The sequence below is a fragment of the Achromobacter sp. Marseille-Q4962 genome, from assembly GCF_943737005.1.
Lineage (GTDB): Bacteria > Pseudomonadota > Gammaproteobacteria > Burkholderiales > Burkholderiaceae_B > Achromobacter.
Map to the genome: position 1 here is coordinate 1 of NZ_CALSFU010000004.1, position 19169 is coordinate 19169.

19 protein-coding genes and 2 tRNA genes are annotated in these 19169 nt (G+C 68.5%); 18 read left to right on the forward strand and 3 right to left on the reverse strand.

Features of this window, described 5'->3' with window-relative positions; genetic code table 11:
- The first annotated feature begins 100 nt into the window (after positions 1–100).
- Together tatC and NGJ44_RS04145 are read left to right on the forward strand one after the other, a co-directional pair.
- Entirely contained in the window at positions 101–886 is a 786-nt protein-coding gene (gene tatC / locus NGJ44_RS04140) for a twin-arginine translocase subunit TatC (RefSeq protein WP_251863181.1), read from the forward strand.
- Between the two features lie 71 nt (positions 887–957).
- Positions 958–1311 carry a helix-turn-helix domain-containing protein gene (locus NGJ44_RS04145; protein ID WP_251863182.1) on the forward strand — a complete coding sequence of 118 codons (354 nt, stop codon included), beginning with the start codon at positions 958–960 and terminating at the stop codon, positions 1309–1311.
- A 21-nt stretch (positions 1312–1332) separates the two neighbouring features.
- Here NGJ44_RS04145 and NGJ44_RS04150 read toward each other — a convergent pair whose 3' ends face one another.
- Positions 1333–2475 (reverse strand): S1C family serine protease, encoded by a 1143-nt coding sequence (locus NGJ44_RS04150; RefSeq protein WP_251863183.1) that lies wholly within the window; start codon positions 2473–2475, stop codon positions 1333–1335.
- A gap of 19 nt (positions 2476–2494) precedes the next feature.
- Here NGJ44_RS04150 and NGJ44_RS04155 point away from each other — a divergent pair, with 19 nt between their 5' ends.
- A complete protein-coding gene (locus NGJ44_RS04155) occupies positions 2495–3271 on the forward strand; it encodes a Nif3-like dinuclear metal center hexameric protein (RefSeq protein ID WP_251863184.1) in 777 nt (258 codons plus the stop codon).
- Between the two features lie 52 nt (positions 3272–3323).
- Here the strand turns inward: NGJ44_RS04155 and mscL are convergent, their stop codons facing one another.
- On the reverse strand, positions 3324–3770 hold the full coding sequence (gene mscL / locus NGJ44_RS04160) for a large conductance mechanosensitive channel protein MscL (protein ID WP_053246027.1): 447 nt from the start codon (positions 3768–3770) through the stop codon (positions 3324–3326).
- Positions 3771–3910: 140 nt separating this feature from the next.
- Here mscL and petA point away from each other — a divergent pair, with 140 nt between their 5' ends.
- The 11 genes from petA (at position 3911) to NGJ44_RS04215 (ending at position 12248) form a co-directional block, all read left to right on the forward strand.
- A complete protein-coding gene (gene petA, locus NGJ44_RS04165) occupies positions 3911–4552 on the forward strand; it encodes a ubiquinol-cytochrome c reductase iron-sulfur subunit (protein ID WP_053246028.1) in 642 nt (213 codons plus the stop codon).
- A gap of 80 nt (positions 4553–4632) precedes the next feature.
- Entirely contained in the window at positions 4633–6021 is a 1389-nt protein-coding gene (locus tag NGJ44_RS04170) for a cytochrome b (protein ID WP_053246029.1), read from the forward strand.
- Positions 6022–6046: 25 nt separating this feature from the next.
- Complete coding sequence (locus tag NGJ44_RS04175) at positions 6047–6898, forward strand: cytochrome c1 (protein WP_053246030.1); 852 nt, start codon at positions 6047–6049, stop codon at positions 6896–6898.
- Positions 6899–7052: 154 nt separating this feature from the next.
- The gene (locus NGJ44_RS04180) at positions 7053–7664 is read left to right on the forward strand and encodes a glutathione S-transferase N-terminal domain-containing protein (RefSeq protein ID WP_006388039.1); all 612 of its coding nucleotides are present in this window, start codon (positions 7053–7055) and stop codon (positions 7662–7664) included.
- A gap of 13 nt (positions 7665–7677) precedes the next feature.
- Entirely contained in the window at positions 7678–8124 is a 447-nt protein-coding gene (locus NGJ44_RS04185; RefSeq protein ID WP_053246031.1) for a ClpXP protease specificity-enhancing factor, read from the forward strand.
- Between the two features lie 145 nt (positions 8125–8269).
- Positions 8270–8345, forward strand: a tRNA-Thr gene (locus tag NGJ44_RS04190).
- 77 nt (positions 8346–8422) lie between these two features.
- A complete protein-coding gene (locus NGJ44_RS04195) occupies positions 8423–9202 on the forward strand; it encodes a putative nucleotide-diphospho-sugar transferase (RefSeq protein ID WP_251863185.1) in 780 nt (259 codons plus the stop codon).
- A gap of 71 nt (positions 9203–9273) precedes the next feature.
- Positions 9274–9349: transfer RNA gene (locus NGJ44_RS04200), tRNA-Asn, on the forward strand.
- A 148-nt stretch (positions 9350–9497) separates the two neighbouring features.
- Positions 9498–10409 (forward strand): LysR substrate-binding domain-containing protein, encoded by a 912-nt coding sequence (locus tag NGJ44_RS04205; protein WP_053246032.1) that lies wholly within the window; start codon positions 9498–9500, stop codon positions 10407–10409.
- A gap of 144 nt (positions 10410–10553) precedes the next feature.
- On the forward strand, positions 10554–11024 hold the full coding sequence (locus tag NGJ44_RS04210; protein ID WP_251863186.1) for a RidA family protein: 471 nt from the start codon (positions 10554–10556) through the stop codon (positions 11022–11024).
- A 27-nt stretch (positions 11025–11051) separates the two neighbouring features.
- Positions 11052–12248, forward strand: a complete 1197-nt coding sequence (locus tag NGJ44_RS04215; protein WP_251863187.1) for an aminotransferase class V-fold PLP-dependent enzyme — start codon at positions 11052–11054, stop codon at positions 12246–12248.
- Between the two features lies 1 nt (position 12249).
- Here NGJ44_RS04215 and NGJ44_RS04220 read toward each other — a convergent pair whose 3' ends face one another.
- Entirely contained in the window at positions 12250–13143 is an 894-nt protein-coding gene (locus tag NGJ44_RS04220) for a DMT family transporter (protein WP_251863188.1), read from the reverse strand.
- A 156-nt stretch (positions 13144–13299) separates the two neighbouring features.
- Here NGJ44_RS04220 and NGJ44_RS04225 point away from each other — a divergent pair, with 156 nt between their 5' ends.
- From NGJ44_RS04225 to NGJ44_RS04240, 4 genes are all read left to right on the forward strand, one after another.
- A complete protein-coding gene (locus NGJ44_RS04225) occupies positions 13300–14184 on the forward strand; it encodes a helix-turn-helix domain-containing protein (RefSeq protein WP_251863189.1) in 885 nt (294 codons plus the stop codon).
- Between the two features lie 97 nt (positions 14185–14281).
- Positions 14282–15727 (forward strand): DUF2868 domain-containing protein, encoded by a 1446-nt coding sequence (locus NGJ44_RS04230; protein ID WP_502802104.1) that lies wholly within the window; start codon positions 14282–14284, stop codon positions 15725–15727.
- Positions 15720–17108 carry a GTPase/DUF3482 domain-containing protein gene (locus NGJ44_RS04235; RefSeq protein ID WP_251863190.1) on the forward strand — a complete coding sequence of 463 codons (1389 nt, stop codon included), beginning with the start codon at positions 15720–15722 and terminating at the stop codon, positions 17106–17108. Before NGJ44_RS04230 ends, NGJ44_RS04235 begins: the two co-directional genes overlap by 8 nt.
- A gap of 339 nt (positions 17109–17447) precedes the next feature.
- Positions 17448–19055: an ABC transporter substrate-binding protein gene (locus tag NGJ44_RS04240; protein ID WP_053244794.1), complete on the forward strand. Its 1608-nt coding sequence runs from the start codon at positions 17448–17450 to the stop codon at positions 19053–19055.
- Positions 19056–19169 lie beyond the last annotated feature (114 nt).

Consider the following 19169-nt stretch of genomic DNA (forward strand, 5'->3'; position numbering starts at 1 on the left):
GGCCCGCCCCGTCCGGCCCCGTCCAGCCCGCACCCGCGGCGCGCGCGCCCGAGCCCGCCCGCGCCGCCGACAAACCCGTCACTTCCTCCGGAACGCCAACGTGACCGACGCCTCCCAAGACGACGGCCAGCAAGAGAGCTTCATCTCGCATCTGGTCGAGCTGCGCTCCCGCCTGCTGCGCGCCGCCTCGGCGGTGCTGATCATATTCGTCGCGCTCTTCATCTATCCGGGCGCGTCCGCCATCTACGACGTGCTGGCGCAGCCCATGCTGGCTTCGCTGCCCCAAGGCACCCGCATGATCGCCACCGGCGTCATCACGCCGTTCATGGTGCCGGTCAAGGTCACCATGATGGCGGCGTTCATCATCGCGCTGCCCGTGGTGCTCTACCAGGCCTGGGCCTTCGTGGCGCCGGGCCTGTACAAGCACGAAAAACGCCTCGCGCTGCCGCTCATCGTCTCCAGCACGCTGCTCTTCCTGGCGGGCATGGCGTTCTGCTATTTCGTGGTGTTCCGCACGGTCTTCCACTTCATCGCGACCTTCGCGCCGCAATCCATCACGCCGGCGCCCGACATCGAGGCTTACCTCAGCTTCGTCATGACCATGTTCCTGGCCTTCGGCATCACCTTCGAGGTGCCGGTGGCCGTGGTGCTGCTGGTGAAAATGGGCGTGGTCGAGCTCTCCAAGCTCAAGAGCGCGCGCGGCTACGTGGTGGTGGGCGCGTTCATCATCGCCGCCGTGGTCACCCCGCCCGACGTGGTGAGCCAGTTCATGCTGGCCCTGCCGCTGTGCCTGCTCTACGAACTCGGGCTCGTCTGCGCCCGCATGGTCACCCCCAAGCCGGACCCGGAAGAAGCCGGCTCAGGCACGCTGACCGAACGCCGCTGAGGCCCCGGCGCCCCCAAAAACCAGACCCATTCCAACTTGTCGGCGGCAGGCTGCAAACCTACATTGCAGCCATGTCACTTGCCCAACGACTGCGCGCCCAGATGCGATGGCGCGGCATCAAGAGCCAGAGCCAGCTTGCGCGCATTTCGGGCGTGTCGCAGTCCTGCATCCACCACATCCTCACGCGCCAGGACGGCTACTGGCCCTCGCGCCGCACCCTGCTGCGCCTTGCCCGCGCCTTGGGCACCACGGCGCCCTGGCTCACCGACGGCGTGGCCGCCGCCCCCGCCGAGCCTCCGCCCGAACGGACCGGCGCCTCGGAGCCCGGCGGCTACTGCGCCGAGATCTGCGCGCTGGTGAGCCGGCAGCCCCACTCCGCGCAGCGCCAGATCCTCGCCGCGGTGCGGCTCATGACGCGGCCCTAGCGGGTTCCGGCGCAACGCGCCCTAGCGCGGCCGCACGGGCCGCGTGCCCGCCACCACCTCGATCTGCCGGCTGGCGCCGGCGCGCAGCACCTCCAGGGTGGCGCGCGCGCCTGGCTCCAGTTGCGCGATGCCGGCGAGCAGGCCCACCGTGTCGCGCACTTTTTCGCCGTTCAGCGTGCGCACGATGTCGCCCACGCGCAAGCCGGCGCGCGCGGCCGGCCCGTCGCGCAGCACGCCCGCGATGATGACGCCCGAGGCGTCGCGGCCCAGCCGGAACGCGCGCGCCAGCTCGGGCGTGATGTCCTGCGGCTCGATGCCCAGCCAGCCGCGGCGGACGCTGCCGGTCTTGACGATGTCGTCCATGACCTTGCGCGCGATCTCGATGGGCGTGGCGAAACCGATACCCATGGAGCCGCCCGATTCCGAATAGATGGCCGTGTTGATGCCCACCAGGTTGCCTTGCGCGTCCACGAGCGCGCCGCCGGAATTGCCCGGATTGATCGCCGCATCGGTCTGGATGAAGTTCTCGTAGGTGTTCAGGCCCAGCCCGTTGCGGCCCAGCGCCGAGACGATGCCCTGTGTGGTGGTCTGCCCCACCCCGAACGGGTTGCCGATGGCCAGCACCACGTCGCCCACGCGCAGGCCCCGGTCGGCCGCCAGCGTGGCGGTGGGCAGGTCGCGCAGCCTGGCCAGCTTGAGCACCGCGAGATCGGTGTCCGGGTCCGCCCCCACCACCTTGGCGTTGTCCTTGCGGCCGTCGGCCAGCGCCACCTCGATGGCGTCGGCCGCCTGCACTACGTGATAATTGGTCAGCACGAAGCCGTCCTGGCTCACCAGCACGCCGGAGCCCAGGCTGGTGGACGCCTCGCGCCGGCTGATGCCCGGCATCTGCCCGAAGAACTGGCGCAGCACCGGATCGTCGGGCAGCGGAATGAGCGGCACGTTGACGTGCTTGGTGGTGTATACGTTGACCACCGCGGGCGCGGCCCGCGCCACGGCCGCGGCATAGGACAGCGGCGCGCGGACCGCCGCCGCGGCCGCCGGGGCCGGCGCGCCGGCGGTGCCCGCCAGGCGCAGCAGGTCCGGGCGCAGGGTGGTGACGGCGAATAGAATACCCAGGCAGACCGTGACGGCCTGAGCGAAGATCAGCCAATATCGGCGCATGTTTTCGATAGGACTCGCAATGAACAAAGTGGACTCCCGCGTCCTGGCCGCCTGGCTGGACGATCTGCTGCAAGCCGCCCGCTTCAAGGACTACTGTCCCAACGGCATGCAAGTGGAAGGCCGATCCGAAATCGCCCACATTATCACCGGAGTGACCGCCAGCGAGGCGCTGCTGCGCACCGCCGTCGAGCGTGGCGCGGACGCGGTGCTCGTGCACCATGGCTGGATGTGGCGCAACGAAGACCGCCGGGTCATCGGCACCCGCCGCGCCCGCATGGCGCTGGCGCTCAAGAACGATCTCAATCTCTATGCCTACCACCTGCCGCTGGACGCGCACCCCATCCTGGGCAACAACGCGCAGCTCGCGCGCGTGCTGGGCCTGGAGCCGCTGCGCGGCCAGGATGGCGCCCCGGCCACCTGCGGCCCCGACAACCTGGTCTGGCTGGGAAGCCCGGGCGAGGCCGGCACCCTGGGCGCGCTGGCGCGCCGCGTGCGCGAGCGCCTGGGACGCGAACCGCTGGTGGTGGGCGACGAGGACATGCCCCTGGCCCGTGTGGCCTGGTGCACCGGCGGCGCCCAGGGCATGCTGGCCGACGCGGCCGACGCGGGCGCGCAAGCCTACATCACCGGCGAGGTGTCCGAATCCACCGTGCACCTGGCGCGCGAATCGGGCGTGGGCTTCATCGCGGCGGGCCACCACGCCACCGAACGCTACGGCGTGCAGGCGCTGGGCAATGCCGTGGCCGAGCACTTCGGGGTGCGCGTGGAATTCGTGGACATCGACAACCCCGCCTGAGCCGGCGGGGCGGGAACGGCCATGAAAAAAACGCCCCGAAGGGCGTTCTGGTTCATGGCTTCTTGAGCAGGTCGCGGATTTCGCGCAACAGCGCCACGTCTTCGGGCGGCGCGGCGGGAGCGGCCGCTTCCTCGGGCTTGGAGCGCGCCTTGTAGATCGCCTTCACCATCCAGAAAATCACGAACGCCAGCAGGATGAAGTTGATGATGATGGTGACGAAGTTGCCCCACGCGAACACGTTGGCGCCGGCCTTGGTGAGATCCGCGTAGGTCATGGGCCCGTTGTAGCCTTCGGGCATGGAAAGCACGAGGAACTTGTTGGAGAAGTCGACCGATCCGCCCAATATGAAGTTCACCAGCGGCATCACGATGTCTTTCACGAGCGAATCCACGATCTTGCCGAACGCCGCGCCGATGATGACGCCGACCGCCAGATCGATCGCATTTCCCTTGACCGCGAAATCGCGGAATTCCTTGATGAAACCACTTGCTTTGCTCATAAAACCACTCCCATCGTGATAGGCCCCTCAGGAGGCTGGCGCTATAATACGCGGTTGCTATGTTGTTACATTTTTCCGCTAAACCGATGCGGCAGCACTGATGCTACATGCAGAGCCGTCGCATCAACAAGGATAGGAAGATGAGTCAGGATACGCTGGTACACGATGATGACGGTGCGGTTGATCCAAATCTCCCGCCGGATCCTTCCCGACGTTTCTGGGTGACCACCGCCTGTGCCGTGGGCGGCGTAGCAGGTGTAGCAACGGCAGTGCCGTTCGTAAGCACGTTTTCTCCTTCGGACCGCGCCCGCGCCGCCGGCGCCCCGGTCGAAGTCGATATCTCCGACATTCCCGTCGGCGCCATGAAAACGGTGGAATGGCGGGGCAAGCCCGTCTGGATCATCCACCGCTCCCCGGAGCAGATCGCCGGCCTCAAGACGCAAGACCCCTACCTGGCCGATCCCGAATCCCAACGCCCCGGCTTCACTCCCAAATACGCCGAAAACGAAGGCCGGTCGCGCAAGCCCGACATCTTCGTCTGCGTGGGCATCTGTACCCACCTGGGCTGTTCGCCCACCCCGCACTTCGAAACCGGCGGCGCCAGCGGCATGGGCCCCAACTGGCAGGGCGGCTTCCTCTGTCCCTGCCACGGGTCCACGTTCGACCTGGCCGGCCGCGTCTACAAGAACAAGCCCGCTCCCGACAATCTCGAAGTTCCGCCGTACCAGTATCTGAGCGATACCCGCATCATCGTGGGCGTCGACGAAGAGAACAAGGCCTGACGCTCGCGTCGCGCTTGCTTTTTTCCCGAATTACGTAAGTACAACAAATACGCCACGTATTAGAGAGAAGGAGCCGTTACATGGCTGGCGAGAAAACCGTCGAGACAACAGGCCTGCTGGGCTGGCTGGACCGGCGCTTCCCGGTGACCTCCACCTGGAAAGCCCATCTGTCCGAATACTACGCGCCCAAGAATTTCAACTTCTGGTATTTCTTCGGCTCGCTGGCGCTGCTGGTGCTCGTGCTGCAGATCGTGACCGGCATCTTCCTGGTCATGCACTACAAGCCCGATGCCGAGCGCGCGTTCCAGTCGGTGGAATACATCATGCGCGAAGTGCCCTGGGGCTGGCTGGTGCGCTACATGCACTCCACCGGCGCGTCCATGTTCTTCGTGGTCGTGTACCTGCACATGCTGCGCGGGCTGCTCTACGGCTCGTACCGCAAGCCGCGCGAGCTGGTCTGGATCTTCGGCGTGGCCATCTTCCTCTGTCTGATGGCGGAAGCCTTCTTCGGCTACCTGCTGCCCTGGGGCCAGATGTCGTACTGGGGCGCGCAGGTCATCGTGAACCTGTTCTCGGCCATTCCGTTCATCGGGCCGGAGCTGTCCATCTGGATCCGCGGCGACTACGTCGTGTCCGACGCCACCCTCAACCGCTTCTTCGCCTTTCACGTCATCGCCATCCCGCTGGTGCTGGTGGGCCTGGTCGCGGCGCATATCGTGGCGCTGCATGAAGTCGGCTCCAACAACCCCGATGGCATCGAAATCAAGCAAGGCCCCAAGGACAAATACGGACGGCCGGTGGACGGCATCCCGTTCCATCCTTTCTACTCCGTGCACGACCTGATGGGCGTGGCCGGTTTCCTGCTGGTGTTCGCCTTCATCGTGTTCTTCGCGCCGGAGATGGGCGGGTACTTCCTGGAGTACAACAACTTCATCCCGGCCGACTCGCTCAAGACGCCGCCCCACATCGCGCCGGTGTGGTATTTCACCCCGTTCTACTCGATGCTGCGCGCCACCACCGACGAGTTCACGTGGGTGCTGGCGGGCGCCGCGGTGCTGGGCGCCATCGCGCTGCTGGTCAAGAGCCGGTTGAAAGGCTTCCTGCGCGTGGCCGTGCCCGGCATCCTCATCGTCGTGGCGGTGCTGCTGCGCGTGATCGACGCCAAGTTCTGGGGCGTGGTGGCCATGGGCGGCACCGTGGTCATCCTGTTCTTCCTGCCCTGGCTGGACCACTCGCCGGTCAAGTCCATCCGCTACCGTCCCACCTGGCACAAGTGGATCTACGGCATCTTCATGGTGAACTTCCTGGTGCTCGGCTACATCGGCACGCAGCCGCCGAGCCCGCCGCTGAACGTCACCTCGCAAGTCGGCACGCTGCTCTACCTGGCATTTTTCTTCCTGATGCCGGTCTGGAGCCGCCTGGGCACGTTCAAGCCCGTGCCCGACCGCGTCACGTTCCGCGCCCACTGAGCCCACCAGAGATAACGGACTACCCATGATCAAGAAGCTGATTGGCGCCGCGGCCCTGATGCTCGCGTGCGCCGCCACTTTCGCCGCCGAAGGCGGTTTCCCCCTCGAAAAGGCCCCCTACCGGGTCAACGACCTGGCCGCCCTGCAAAACGGGGCCAAGCTGTTCGTCAACTACTGTCTGAACTGCCACAGCGCCGGCTCGATGCGCTACAACAAGCTGCGCGACATCGGCCTGACCGACGAGCAGATCAAGCAGAACCTGCTCTTCACTGGCGAAAAGGTCGGCGACATGATGACCGTCGCCATGTCTTCCAAAGACGCCAAGCGCTGGTTCGGGACCACGCCGCCCGATCTCTCCGTGATCGCGCGGGCCAAATCCCAGAACGCCGGACCCTCGGGCGCCGACTACATCTATACTTACCTGCGCACGTTCTACCGCGACGCGTCCCGCCCCACCGGCTGGAACAACCTGGTCTTCCCCTCCGTGGGCATGCCGCACGCCCTCTGGGAACGCCAGGGCCCGCGCGAGCTCACCAAGGTGGCCATGCACGAGGTCGAGGGCAAGGATGGCGCTCCCGCTTCCTGGGAGCGCGTGACCACGGTGTACGATGCGCAGGGCTTCGCCACGGTCAAGACCGAACCCGTCGCCGGCTATCATGGTCATGCCACCGTCGAAACCCGATTTAAAGCCGCCAACCCGGCACAAACCGCAACATACGACAACGACGTCGCGGACCTGACCGCGTTCATGGCCTGGATGGCCGAACCCGTCCAGACCTTCCGCGTCCGGCTCGGCGTCGGCGTCATGTTGTTCCTGCTCTTGTTCTTCCTCGTCACGTGGCGCCTGAACGCCGCGTACTGGAAACACGTGCGCTAACCGCAAGCCCCGCCAGGCTCTGATCCGCCCCCGATTCTTTACCCGGGGAGGAATGGCGGACAGGGCTGTATGCCTGCCCCCGCCTGGCAATTGGGGCCAGCGCCTGCTAGATTAAGGCGCTGGCCTTTCGTTTTTCATACAAGGACTTACCGCCATGATGGTGCTCTACTCCGGAACCACGTGTCCGTTTTCGCAACGCTGCCGTTTCGTGTTGTTTGAAAAGGGCATGGATTTCGAGATCCGCGACATCGACCTGTACAACAAGCCCGAAGACATCTCGGTCATGAACCCGTACGGTCAGGTGCCGATTCTGGTCGAGCGCGACCTGGTTCTGTACGAGTCGAACATCATCAACGAGTACATCGACGAGCGCTTCCCGCATCCGCAGCTCATGCCCGCCGACCCGGTCATGCGCGCGCGCACCCGCCTGTTCCTCTACAACTTCGAGAAGGAACTCTTCGTCCACGTCTCCACGCTCGAAGACCGCAGCGCCAAGCCCGACGAGAAGAAGCTCGCCAACGCCCGCCAGAACATCCGCGACCGCCTGGCCCAGCTCGCCCCCATGCTGCTGAAAAACAAGTACATGCTGGGCGAGGAGTTCTCCATGCTGGACGTGGCCGTGGCCCCGCTGCTCTGGCGCCTGGACCACTATGGCATCGAACTGCCGAAGAACGCGGCGCCCCTGCAAAAATACGCCGAACGCATCTTCTCGCGCCCGGCCTACATCGAAGCGCTGACGCCTTCGGAAAAAGTGATGCGTCGCTAAGGTTTGCAGCGTCATGGGTGAAACCTCTACCAAGCCGTACCTGATCCGCGCCCTGCACGAGTGGTGCACCGACAACGGCTACACGCCATACATCACCGTGCAGGTCGACGAGCACACCGTCGTGCCGGCCGCGCACGTGCGCGATGGCCAGATCACGCTCAACGTCGGCGCGCTGGCCACCAACCGCCTGGTGCTGGGCAACGAATTCATCGAATTCCAGGCCCGCTTCAGCGGCGTGACCGAAAACGTGTACGTGCCCGTCGGCGCGGTCAGCGCCATCTACGCCCGCGAAACCGGCGCCGGAATGGGCTTTGAAGTCCAGCCCTACGAGCCGCCCGAAACCGGCTCGCCCTCCGCCCCGGACGCCTCCGCGGACGACAACCCCGACGACGATCCCACGCCCGGCGGCGACGGCGGCGGAGACGAACCCAAGCGCCCGCGCCTGACCATCGTCAAATAGCGGTAGCGCGCCCCGCCCCGCGCAACGCCGTCCTTCCGGGACGGCGTTGTCGCATGCGGAGGCGGATTCCCGTCGCCCGCCGGAAGGAAAGCGCCGCCGTTTTTCATTACAATGCAGTCCCTTGCGCGCACGCCCGCCGCGCAATGCCGGTGTAGCTCAGTTGGTAGAGCAGCTCACTTGTAATGAGAAGGTCGAGGGTTCGATTCCTTTCACCGGCACCAACTCCCGTTCTTGATTTCTCACTCATCGCGAGCAAGGACAGCACAGGTTTCCGTCCGGGCTCTGGTGAAATTATTCCATGTTGCAGTGGTTCCGCCGCAAGCTGTCCGCCTGGTCTCCCGAGCACAAACGCATGCTCGCCAGCTTTCCCAACCGGGCGGCGCTTGCCCGCCAGCCGGCCGTCGAACCGGGCTCGACCGGAACGATCGTGGCCTTTTTCACGCGGGACTCCATATACGAGACCGAGAAAAACCGGCTGCAGCGCTCGGCCGAGCTGCTGAATCTTCCCCTTGACGCCCAGGCCGTCGATACCACGGGCTCGTGGGTGCGCAACGCCGCCATGAAGCCGGGGGTGCTGGCCGGCATGCGGAACAAGCATCGCGGCCCGCTGCTGTACGTCGACGTGGACGCGGTGTTCCATCGCAATCCCTGGCCGGGACTGATGGCGCTGGAGTGCGATATCGCGGCCTATTACGAGCCGGAAGGGCATTTGCTGAGCGGCACGCTGTTCATCAACGACACGCCCGCCGCCGCCGAACTGCTGGAGACCTGGGCCCGCGCCTGCGCCGACAATCCCGACGAATGGGACCAGCTCGTGCTCGAGCGCATCATTGCCGAGGACGCGGTCCGCGACGCCCCGCGCTACAGGCTGGAAAAGCTGCCGGTGTCCTATTGCTGGATCTTCGACAAGACCAACAACGAGTCTTGCGATGCGGTGTTCATCGAACACCTCCAGGCCAGCCGCGAAGCCAGGCAGCGCAGGCGCAGGTTCGGCAGGCCCGGGCGCAGCGTGAGGCGCCGACGCGACCGGGTGCTGGCCATCGAGTCGATCCTGTTCGGCATGGGCAAGGCCCAATAGCGCCGCCCGGCGCCGGCCGCCCGTTTTGCATTCCCCCGATTTTTTGTGCATAATTCGGCCCCTCTACCTGTTCCCCGATAGCTCAGTCGGTAGAGCGACGGACTGTTAATCCGCAGGTCGCTGGTTCGAGCCCAGCTCGGGGAGCCAAGAAATCCTGAAAGGCCCGCGCTTCGGCGCGGGCCTTTCGCATTTCCGGGCGGCGCGGCTTTGCCGGTCCGGATCGGGGCGGCGCTGCACATCGGGCAGCGCGCATGGCGTAGGATTACGCGCATCCGGCCCTCTCCCGCCCGCTGCCATGCCCGACCCGAAATCCCTGCCGCCCCTCGCTTCGCTGCGCGCCTTCGAGGCGGCCGCGCGCCGGCTGAGTTTCAGCCTGGCGGCGCAGGAACTGTTCGTCACCCAGAGCGCGGTCAGCCACCAGATCCAGCGGCTGGAAGCGGCGCTAGGCACGGCGCTGTTCGAGCGGCGCACGCGGGAGATCGCGCTGACCCAGGCGGGCCGCGCGTACTACGCGCGGGTGAGCGCGGCCTTCGCGCTGCTGCGCGAAGGCACCGAGACAGTGCGCGCCGCCGCCTCGCCGCGCAAGGCGCTGCGCGTGGGGCTGCTGTCGTCTTTCGCGATGCGCTGGCTGGCGCCGCGCCTGCCTGACTTCGCGGCGCGCCATGGGGACATCGAACTGCAGCTGCGCCCGGACATCGCGCTGGCGGACGTGGCGGGCGGCGAAGTGGACGTGGCGGTCCGCTACGGACGCGGCGCATGGACGGGCGTGCGCTCGCGCCTCATCATGCGCGAACGGCTGTCGGTCGTCTGCGCGCCTGCCCTGCTTGCGGGCCGGCGGCTGCGCGAACCCGCGGCGCTGCGCCGCTATACGCTGCTGAAATCGCACAACCGCCACCCTTTCGAATGGGAGGCGTGGGCGCGCGCCATGAACTGCGATCTTTCCGGGGCGCGCAGCGTCAACCTGCACGACTACAACATCGTGGTGGAAGCCGCGCTGGCCGGCCAGGGCATGGCCATGGGCCGGCACCGGCTCCTCGCGCCGCAACTGGCCAGCGGGGCGCTGGTGGAGGCGCTGCCGGGCGCGGCGCTGGACGATCCCCGCATCGGCTGGTGGTTCGTTGCTCCGCCGGGGCCGCTGTCCGGCCCCGCGCAATGCCTGCTCGACTGGCTGCTGGAGGCGGCCCGCGCCGACGCTGGCCGCACCTGAACCGGCCGCACCTGAACCGGCCGCGCCTGGGCCGGCCGCCCTCCACGCATGAATCGAATTCATGCGTACATGCCCAGAATTGATTGGTCAGGAAACGGCGCGGCCGATAGCATGGGGCTTTCGCCTGCTTCAGAGAGAATCGCCATGACATCTTCGATTTCCGCCCGCGTGGCCGAGCTGGGCCTCGCCCTGGAACCAGCCGCCGGGCCCGCCGCCAACTACGTACCCTACGTCCAGCAAGGCGAGCTGCTGACGATCGCCGGCCAGATCTCCCGCAAAGGCGGCAAGGCCGCCTTCGTGGGCCGGGTCGGCGACACGCTGACCGAGCAGGAAGGGGTGGAAGCCGCCCGCCTGGCCGGCCTGAGCGTGCTGTCGCAGATCGCCGCCGCCGCCGGAGACCGGCTCGACCGCGTGGCGCGCATCGTCCGGCTGGGCGTTTTCGTGGCCTGCACGCCGGATTTCACGCGGCAGAGCAGCGTGGCCAACGGCGCTTCGGACCTGATGGTCGACGTGTTCGGCGACGCCGGCCGGCATGCGCGCGCCGCCGTGGGCGTGGCTTCGCTGCCGCAAGGCGTGGCGGTGGAAGTGGAAGCCGTGGTCGCTCTGCGGCCCTGAGCGCTCCGCGCAGATCCGGAGAAACCAATGGCCCGCCCGCTTGCCGATAGCGACATTACAGAACTGCGCGCCCGCACGCCCGGCGCGCAGGCCGCCACCGTGCATTTCAATCATGCCGGCGCGTCCCTGCCCTCCGCCGCCACGCTGCAGGCGATTGCCGACCACTTGCGGCGCGAAGCCGGCGGGCCCATGGAGGCCGGCGCGGCATGCGCGGCGACCGAAGAAGCGCGCGCGCTGGCCGCCCGCCTGCTGAATGCGCAACCCGGAGAAATCGCGCTGACCACGGGCAATTCGCCAGGCTGGAGCGCGGCGCTGGCCGCCCTGCCGCCGTGGCGGACCGGCGACCGCATTCTCGTCGGCCGCCACGAATGGGGCGGCAACCTGGCGGCGATGAAGCTGCGCGCCGCGCGCGAGGGCGCGGCGGTGGAAGCGATCCCGTCGGACGAAAGCGGCTGTGTCGATCCGCAGGCCCTCGAGGCCATGCTGGACGAACGCGTACGGCTCGTTGCGCTGACCTGGCTGCCGGCCAACGGCGGCCTCATCAATCCAGCCGCCGCCATCGGCGACGTGGCGCGCCGTCATGGCATTCCTTATTTCATCGACGCGGCCCAGGCCGTGGGCCAATTGCCCATCGACGTGCGCGCGCTCGGCTGCGACGTGCTGGCCGGCGCCGGGCGCAAGGCCCTGCGCGGTCCGCGCGGCACCGGGCTGCTGTATGTACGCCAGGACTTCCTGCCCTGCCTGACGCCGCCCTCGGTGGACACGCAGTCCGCGCCGCTGGGCGCGGACGATGCGCCCCGGCTGCGCGGCGACGCCGCCCGCCTGGAGTCGTCGGAAGCCGCCGTGGCATTGCATTGCGGGCTGGCAAACGCCCTGCGCGAGGCGCTGGACATCGGGCTGGACGCCATCCGCGCGCGCATCGACGCCAATGCGCAGGCGCTGCGCGCGGCGCTGGCCGGGATTCCGGGGCTCGAGCTCCTGGACCAGGGCCGCGAGCGCTCCGGCCTGGTCTCGTTCTCGCTGCGGGGGTGGGAGCCCGCGGCGCTGCGGCAGGCGCTGGCCGGGCAGGGTATCCACATCGGCAGCAACGGCGTGCCGTACACGCCGCTGGACATGCGGGCGCGCGGCCTGTCGCAGATCGCGCGCGCCTCGGTGAGCTATCTCACCACGTCCGTCGAAATGGACCGGCTGGCGCAGGCGCTGCGCGCGGCGGCGCGGCGCTGAATCAGGCCGCCGCCCGGCGGCGGAACGGCGACCAGCGCGTGAAGACCAGCACATTGCCTGCCATTACCAACGCCAGCCCCGCCAGCGCCGCGGGCGTCCACCGATAGCCCTCGGCGAACGCGGACACGCTCAGGGCCACCACGGGAAACAGCACCGTGCAATAGGCGGCGCGCGCCGGCCCCATCCGGCCCACCAGGGTGAGATAGGCGGTAAAGCCGACGATGGAGCCGAACACCGCCAGATAGAGCAGCGCCCCCACATAGGCCGGCGCGGGGTCGAAGCCGAAGGGCACGCCCGCGGCCAGGCAGCCCGCCAGCAGGATGGCCGAGCCGTACAGCATGCTGTAGGCGTTGCCCGTGAGCGGACGGATGCCGGCGCGCTGCTGCAGCGACGACAGCATGTTGCCCGTGGAGAAACAGAAGGTTCCCAGCAGCGCGAACCCCAGCCCCGGCAACGTCTCGCGGCTGGCCTGCTGGCCGGCCAGCTCGGGCCAGAACAGCAGCAGCAGGCCGCACAGGCCCAGCCCGCCCGCCACCATGACGCGCGGCGCGATACGGGTGCCGAACCACAGCCGCGCATTCACCGCGTTCCATAGCGTGGCGGCCGAAAACACCACCGACACCAGGCCGCTCGGAATCCATTGCGTGGCCGTGTAGAAGCACAGGAAATTCAGGCAGAACAGGCACAGCCCCTGCCCCGCGCAGAGCAGATGGCCGCGCCGGTCCAGCCGCTGCAGCTTGCGCAGGCAAAGCAGCCCCGCGTAGAGCAGCACGCCCGCAAGCGCGAAACGGTAGAAAATCGACACAGGAATGGCCACCACTCCGAGCTGGAGCTTGATGGCGATCCAGGTAGTGCCCCAGATGAGCACGGTCAGCAGATACAGCGCAAGATTCACGGCGGACTCGACGGAGAAAACCCGGAAAAACCGCCTCCGGGACGGCGTTGCGTGCAGAAGTTTGCGCCGCCGCGGTCCGGCGCGATTGCCGTTTCTTGCGGTTTTTTCGGCCGGGCCCATGCCACGCGCGCGCGGGCGCGGTAGCATGGATTCCTGATGAGCACCGTCACGACCCTGTCCGATTTTTCCGTCTTCCGCACGCTGTCGCGCTCGACGGCCAGCCTGCTGCGCGCCGCGCCGCTGGGCGAGGGCCTGGCCATCTCGCAATGGTCCCGCGACGGCCACGAGAACCTGGGCTACGACGAGCCCGGCCACCATACCCTGTCGCTGTACCTGCGCGGCGGCGAGCGGTCGTTCCGCATCGGGCGCGACGGGCTGCGCGGCGGCGCGGGCAAGTTCTGCGTGCTGCCCTCCGAGCACCAATCGCGCTGGAGCATGAACGGGCCCGTGCACTTCCTGCACCTGTACATCGCGCCGCAGCGGCTGGCGCGCGAAGCCGTCATGCGCCTGGACTGCGAGCCGCGCGTGCTGGAGCTGCGCGACCGCACCTACATCCACGACGACTCCCTGGCCGACGTGTGCCGCACCCTGCTGGGCACCGACTGGGACGATCCCTCCCAGCGCCTGGCCGCCAGCAGCGCGGCCGAAACCGTGCTGCACCACCTGCTCGTCCAGGGCGTGGCGCGCAAGGCGGCCCCGCCCGCGCGGGGCGGCCTGGCGCCCGCGGTGCGCCGCAGGCTGGTGGACTACGTCGACGCCCATCTCTCCGAGCCGCTCGCGCTGGATACGCTGGCGGCGGTGGCGGCGCTCTCCACCTATCACTTCGCCCGCATGTTCCACGCCTCTTTCGGCGAGCCGCCCCATGCCTGGGTGCGCGCGCGGCGGCTGGCGCGGGCCAAGGCGCTGCTGGCTTCGGGCGCGGGCGACCTGGCGCGCATCGCGCACGCCTGCGGCTTCGGCAATGCCAGTCATCTGGCCCGGGCCTTCCGCCAGGCCACGGGCGCCACTTGCGGACAATACCGGGCCGCCCACGGCCGCTGAGCCGCGCGCGCCAGCGTCTACAATGGCGCATTCCCCGCGCGGCGCCGCGCTTCGCGCCCCAGGGCCCCTCAACGCCGATGCGCCCCTTCCCGACGCGATGCCGCAAGACTCCATCACGCCGACGACCCCGGACTCCGCCGCCCGCCATCCGCCGGGCCGGCTGCAGGCGCACTGGATGGCCGAACTCGTCCGCCTGCGCGAAACGCATTGGGGGCCGCTCGAAGACGCCCAGGCCACGCGCCAGGCGCGCCTGGGAGCGGCCGACCTGCGCGGACGGATCCTACTGCGCGCACTGCTGCTGGCGCGGCGCGAGAACCTCGCCGCCCTGGTGCAGGGCTGGCGCCGCAGCGCCCTGGCCATCCTGGCCGCGCTGGGTCTGGCCGCCGTCCTCTCGGGCATCGGCATCGCGCTGGGCGCGCTGGGCAACGGGTCGCGGCCCGTCAACGCGCTGTGGGCGGCCGGCGCGCTGCTCGGCCTGCACGGCCTCACCTTTCTGCTCTGGATCGCCAGCTTCCTGCTGCGGCCGGCCGCGGCCACCGGCCTGGGCCGCTTCTGGCTGTGGGCGACCCGCAAGCTGGCGCGCGGCCCCGACCACGCACTGGTGCCGCAGGCCTTCCTGAATCTGCTGGCCCGCGCCGGCGCGCTGCGCTGGGTGCTGGGCGCGGTCAGCCACGGGCTGTGGCTGTGCGGCCTGACGGCGGCGCTGTGCACCCTGCTGGTCGTGCTCTCCACCGCCAGCTACCGTTTCATCTGGGCCACCACCCTGCTGTCGCCCGACAGCTTCGTCCGGATCACGCGGACTATCGGCTGGCTGCCCGCCCAGCTGGGCTTTCCCCTTCCGTCGGCCGAGGTCGTGCGCGCCAGCGACGGCCTGCAGGCGCTGCCGCCCGAAGCCCAGGTGCAATGGTCCATCTGGCTGATCGGCGCACTGGCGGTATACGGCATCGCGCCGCGCCTGCTGGCTTTCCTGGGCTGCGCCGTCGCCGCCGCGCGCGCCCTGCGCCGCCTGGAAATCGACCCCGCCCTGCCGGGCTTTTCCACGCTGCGCGACCGGCTGGACCCGGCCGTGCAGTCCACCGGCATCGACCGGCCGGCCGATCCGCTGCACGAACCCCGTCTGAGGCCGCTCGCGCGCGCGGACCTGGCGGGCGGGCCGGTGCTCGCCGGACTGGAGCTGCCGCCCGACCTGGACTGGCCGCCGGCCGCCCTGCCCGCCGGCGTAACGCTGGCCGGCCGCCTGGACACGCGCGAAGAGCGCAACGCGCTGCTGGACGCCCTGGCGGCCACTCCGCCGGCGCGCCTGCTGCTGGCCTGCGACGCCCGGCAGACTCCCGACCGCGGCGCCCTGGCCCTGGTCGCCGACCTGGCCGCGCACGCGGGCCAGACCGGCATATGGCTGCTGCCGGGAGACGATGCGGACGCCGGCGGGGACACCCGGGCGCCGCTATGGCGCGAGCGCCTGGCCGCGCTGGGCCTGGCGCCCGAAGCCGTCTTCGGCGCCGGCGCGCCCGCGCTGCGCTGGCTGGAGCGCGGCCATGGCTGAAGACCTGATCCGCATCGCGGTGGTGGGGCACACCAACACCGGCAAGACCTCGCTGCTGCGCACGCTCACGCGCGATACCCGCTTCGGCGAAGTCGCCGACAGCCCCGGCACCACGCGGCACGTGGAAGGCGCGCGCCTGCGCCTGGAAGGCCGCCCCGTGCTGGAGTGGTTCGATACGCCGGGCATGGAAGACAGCATCGCGCTGCTGGAATACCTGGAAAAACTGGACGCGCCCGGCGAGCGGCTGGACGGCCCCGCCCGCATCGCCCGCTTCCTGGACACGCCCGAAGCCCATGGCCGCTACGAACAGGAAGCGCGCGTGCTGCGCAAGATGCTCGAATGCGACGCGGGCCTGTACGTGGTGGACGCGCGCGATCCCGTGCTGGGCAAGCACCGCGACGAGCTCGCCATTCTCGCCGCCTGCGGCCGCCCCCTGCTGCCCGTGCTCAACTTCGTCAACGCGCCCTCGCATCGCGCCGCGCAGTGGCGGGACGCGCTGGGCCGCCTCGGGCTGCATGCCGTGGTGGAGTTCGATACCGTGGCGCCCCCGCTCGACGGCGAGCAGCAGCTCTATGCGCGGCTGGCCGTGCTGCTGGACCGGCACGCGGCCACGCTGGCGGCGCTGGCCGGCCATCTTGCGCGCCAGCGCCGCGAACGCCGCGATGCGGCTTACGAATTGCTGGCGGACATGCTCATCGACGTAGCGGCCCTGCGTCTTTCCAGCCCGAGCGACGAAGCGGCGCTCGCGCGCGCATCGCAGACGCTGCGCAACCAGGTGCGGCAGCGCGAACAGGGCTGCGTCGATGCCTTGCTGGCGCTCTACAACTTCCGCCCATCCGATTTTCATGCCGACACGCTGCCGCTTGCCGGCGAGCGCTGGAGCATGGACCTGTTCCATCCCCAGGCGCTCAAGGACATGGGCGTGCAGGTGGGCGTGGGCGCGGCCGCCGGCGCCATGGCCGGCGCGGCGGTCGACCTGCTGAGCGCGGGCCTGAGCCTGGGCACCGGCATGCTGATCGGCGCGGCTGCGGGCGGCCTGTGGCAGGGCGTGGAAAAACTGGGCAGGCGCGTGGCGGGCAAGCTGCGCGGCTGGCGCGAAATCAGCGTGGACGATCCGGTGCTGCGCCTGCTGGCGCTGCGCCAGCGCCATCTCATCGAAGCGCTGGAACGCCGCGGCCACGCGGCGCGCGAGCCGCTGGAACCGGCGCATCCCGACGACGACGCCTGGCGCGCCGGACCGCTGCCCGATGCACTCAAGGAGGCGCGCAGCCGGCCGGAATGGTCGGCGCTGGGCGGCCATTACGAAGACAGCGAGCGGCGCAAGCAGGTGGCCGCCGAGCTGGCGCGCGCGCTCGCGGCCGACGCGCCGCACGCCGCCTGAATCCGCGCACATGCGCATCGCGGGCCGCGTCCGCACCCGCTTCGGCCGGCATCTCCCCCCGTACTAACCCCAATCCAAACCAATTGACGCTTAAACGAATGGCTCTATAAGATTCGTTCTGCGCTGGCGGGCATTGCCCGCCATGCTCGTCAAAAGGGGTTGGGTCTATCGTGAAGTCGAAGTCCTGCGAAGCCGTTTTTTGTATCGCCGCGCGCATGCCGCGCCGTGCCCCTGTCCGCTTTTCGTCGTAAGCAGCAATGCCATGCCCCGGCTCCAAACAGGGGCCCGGGCCCTATCCACTTCTGTCGCGCGCATCCGCGCATCATGGAGCACAGGGCTATGCGTACTACCCGATTCTTCAAACAAGCGGCGCTGGCGGCAACGCTGGCCGCCTCGCTGGCATTCAGCGGCGCGGCGGCGGCCAAGACCTTTCACTGGTCCTATCAGGGCGATGCCACGTCCATGGACCCCATGGCCCTGAACGAAACCTTCACGCTGGGTTTCCAGGGCAACATCTACGAAACGCTCGCCGGCTACGACGGCAACCTCAAGCTGGTGCCGCTGCTGGCCGAAAGCTGGGAAAACCCCGAGCCCACGAAATGGGTCTTCAAGCTGCGCAAGGGCGTGAAGTTCCACGACGGCTCCCCCTTCACCGCGGACGACGTCATCTTCTCCTGGAAGCGCAGCCTCACGCCCGGCTCCGACATGAAGGGCTACGGCGCCAAGGCCTCGGACATCAAGAAGATCGACGACTACACCATCGAGGTCACCACCCCCACGCCCAACCCCATCCTGCCGCGCGAATGGGTGTTTCTCTACATCATGAGCAAATCGTGGTCCGAGAAGCACAACACCACCGAGGCCACCAACGTCAAGGGCGACAACCAGGGCAACTACGCCAACCTGCACGCCAACGGCACGGGCCCGTTCATGCTGGTGGAGCGCCAGCCCGACGTAAAGACGGTGCTCAAGCGCTTCGACGGCTACTGGGACAAGAACATCAAGACCAACATCGATGAGGTGATCTTCCAGCCCATCACGCAGGAAGCCACCCGCGTGGCCGCGCTGATCTCCGGCGAAATGGATGTGGTGCAGCCCGTGCCCGTGCAGGATTGGAAGCGGCTGGAAGACGCCAAGGGCGTCAAGCCCCTGACCGCGCCCGAGGCGCGCGCCATCTTCATCGGCATGGACCAGAGCCGCGACGAACTGCTGTTCTCGGACGTCAAGGGCAAGAATCCCTTCAAGGACCCCAAGGTGCGCGAGGCGGTGGTGCTGGCGGTGGACACCAAGGCCATCAACGAGAAGATCATGCGCGGCGCGGCCAAGCCGCTGGGCTCGCTGATCGCCACGTCCATCAACGGCTATGATCCGTCCTTCGGCGAGCCCTACAAGCCCGATCCCGCCCGCGCCAAGAAGCTTCTTGCCGAGGCCGGCTATCCGAAGGGCTTCTCCGTCACCATGGACTGCCCCAACGACCGCTACGTCAACGACGAGAAGGTCTGCCAGGCCGTGGCCGGCATGCTGGCCCGCGTGGGCATCAAGATCAACCTGCTCGCGCAGACCAAGTCCAAGTACTTCGGCAAGATCCTGCTGCAGGCGGGCAACCAGACCAGCATGTACATGCTGGGATGGACGCCGAGCTCCACCGACGCGCACAACTCGCTCCTGAACCTCGCCGCCTGCCGCGACGCCAAGACCGCGGCCGGGCAGTTCAACCTGGGCGGCTATTGCAACAAGAAGGTCGACGAGCTCACCGCCAAGATCGGCGTGGAAACCGACCAGGCCAAGCGCAACGAGATGATCAAGGAAGCCTTCGGCATCGTGCGCGCGGACTACGGCTACCTGCCGCTGCACCAGCAGCCCATGTCCTGGGGCGTGAAGGAAGGCATCCAGGTCATCCAGCGCGCCGACGACGTGCTCGACCTGCGCAACGTCGTCATGCCCTAGCGGCATGCCTCGCCCGGCGCGGGCCCGCCGCCCGCGCCGGTTTTCCGCCGGCCCCCGTCCGGCCTGGGAACGGCGCCCCCGACGCGGCGCCGGTCGCGCCTCCCGCGGGAGGCA

Bases quoted from the DNA above. Each gene is read 5' to 3' on its own strand.
- NGJ44_RS04145 (WP_251863182.1), top strand. From the start codon at position 958: ATGTCACTTGCCCAACGACTGCGCGCCCAGATGCGATGGCGCGGCATC.
- NGJ44_RS04150 (WP_251863183.1), bottom strand. From the start codon at position 2,475: ATGCGCCGATATTGGCTGATCTTCGCTCAGGCCGTCACGGTCTGCCTG.
- NGJ44_RS04155 (WP_251863184.1), top strand. From the start codon at position 2,495: ATGAACAAAGTGGACTCCCGCGTCCTGGCCGCCTGGCTGGACGATCTG.
- mscL (WP_053246027.1), bottom strand. From the start codon at position 3,770: ATGAGCAAAGCAAGTGGTTTCATCAAGGAATTCCGCGATTTCGCGGTC.
- petA (WP_053246028.1), top strand. From the start codon at position 3,911: ATGAGTCAGGATACGCTGGTACACGATGATGACGGTGCGGTTGATCCA.
- NGJ44_RS04170 (WP_053246029.1), top strand. From the start codon at position 4,633: ATGGCTGGCGAGAAAACCGTCGAGACAACAGGCCTGCTGGGCTGGCTG.
- NGJ44_RS04175 (WP_053246030.1), top strand. From the start codon at position 6,047: ATGATCAAGAAGCTGATTGGCGCCGCGGCCCTGATGCTCGCGTGCGCC.
- NGJ44_RS04180 (WP_006388039.1), top strand. From the start codon at position 7,053: ATGATGGTGCTCTACTCCGGAACCACGTGTCCGTTTTCGCAACGCTGC.
- NGJ44_RS04185 (WP_053246031.1), top strand. From the start codon at position 7,678: ATGGGTGAAACCTCTACCAAGCCGTACCTGATCCGCGCCCTGCACGAG.
- NGJ44_RS04195 (WP_251863185.1), top strand. From the start codon at position 8,423: ATGTTGCAGTGGTTCCGCCGCAAGCTGTCCGCCTGGTCTCCCGAGCAC.
- NGJ44_RS04205 (WP_053246032.1), top strand. From the start codon at position 9,498: ATGCCCGACCCGAAATCCCTGCCGCCCCTCGCTTCGCTGCGCGCCTTC.
- NGJ44_RS04210 (WP_251863186.1), top strand. From the start codon at position 10,554: ATGACATCTTCGATTTCCGCCCGCGTGGCCGAGCTGGGCCTCGCCCTG.
- NGJ44_RS04215 (WP_251863187.1), top strand. From the start codon at position 11,052: ATGGCCCGCCCGCTTGCCGATAGCGACATTACAGAACTGCGCGCCCGC.
- NGJ44_RS04225 (WP_251863189.1), top strand. From the start codon at position 13,300: ATGAGCACCGTCACGACCCTGTCCGATTTTTCCGTCTTCCGCACGCTG.
- NGJ44_RS04230 (WP_502802104.1), top strand. From the start codon at position 14,282: ATGCCGCAAGACTCCATCACGCCGACGACCCCGGACTCCGCCGCCCGC.
- NGJ44_RS04235 (WP_251863190.1), top strand. From the start codon at position 15,720: ATGGCTGAAGACCTGATCCGCATCGCGGTGGTGGGGCACACCAACACC.
- NGJ44_RS04240 (WP_053244794.1), top strand. From the start codon at position 17,448: ATGCGTACTACCCGATTCTTCAAACAAGCGGCGCTGGCGGCAACGCTG.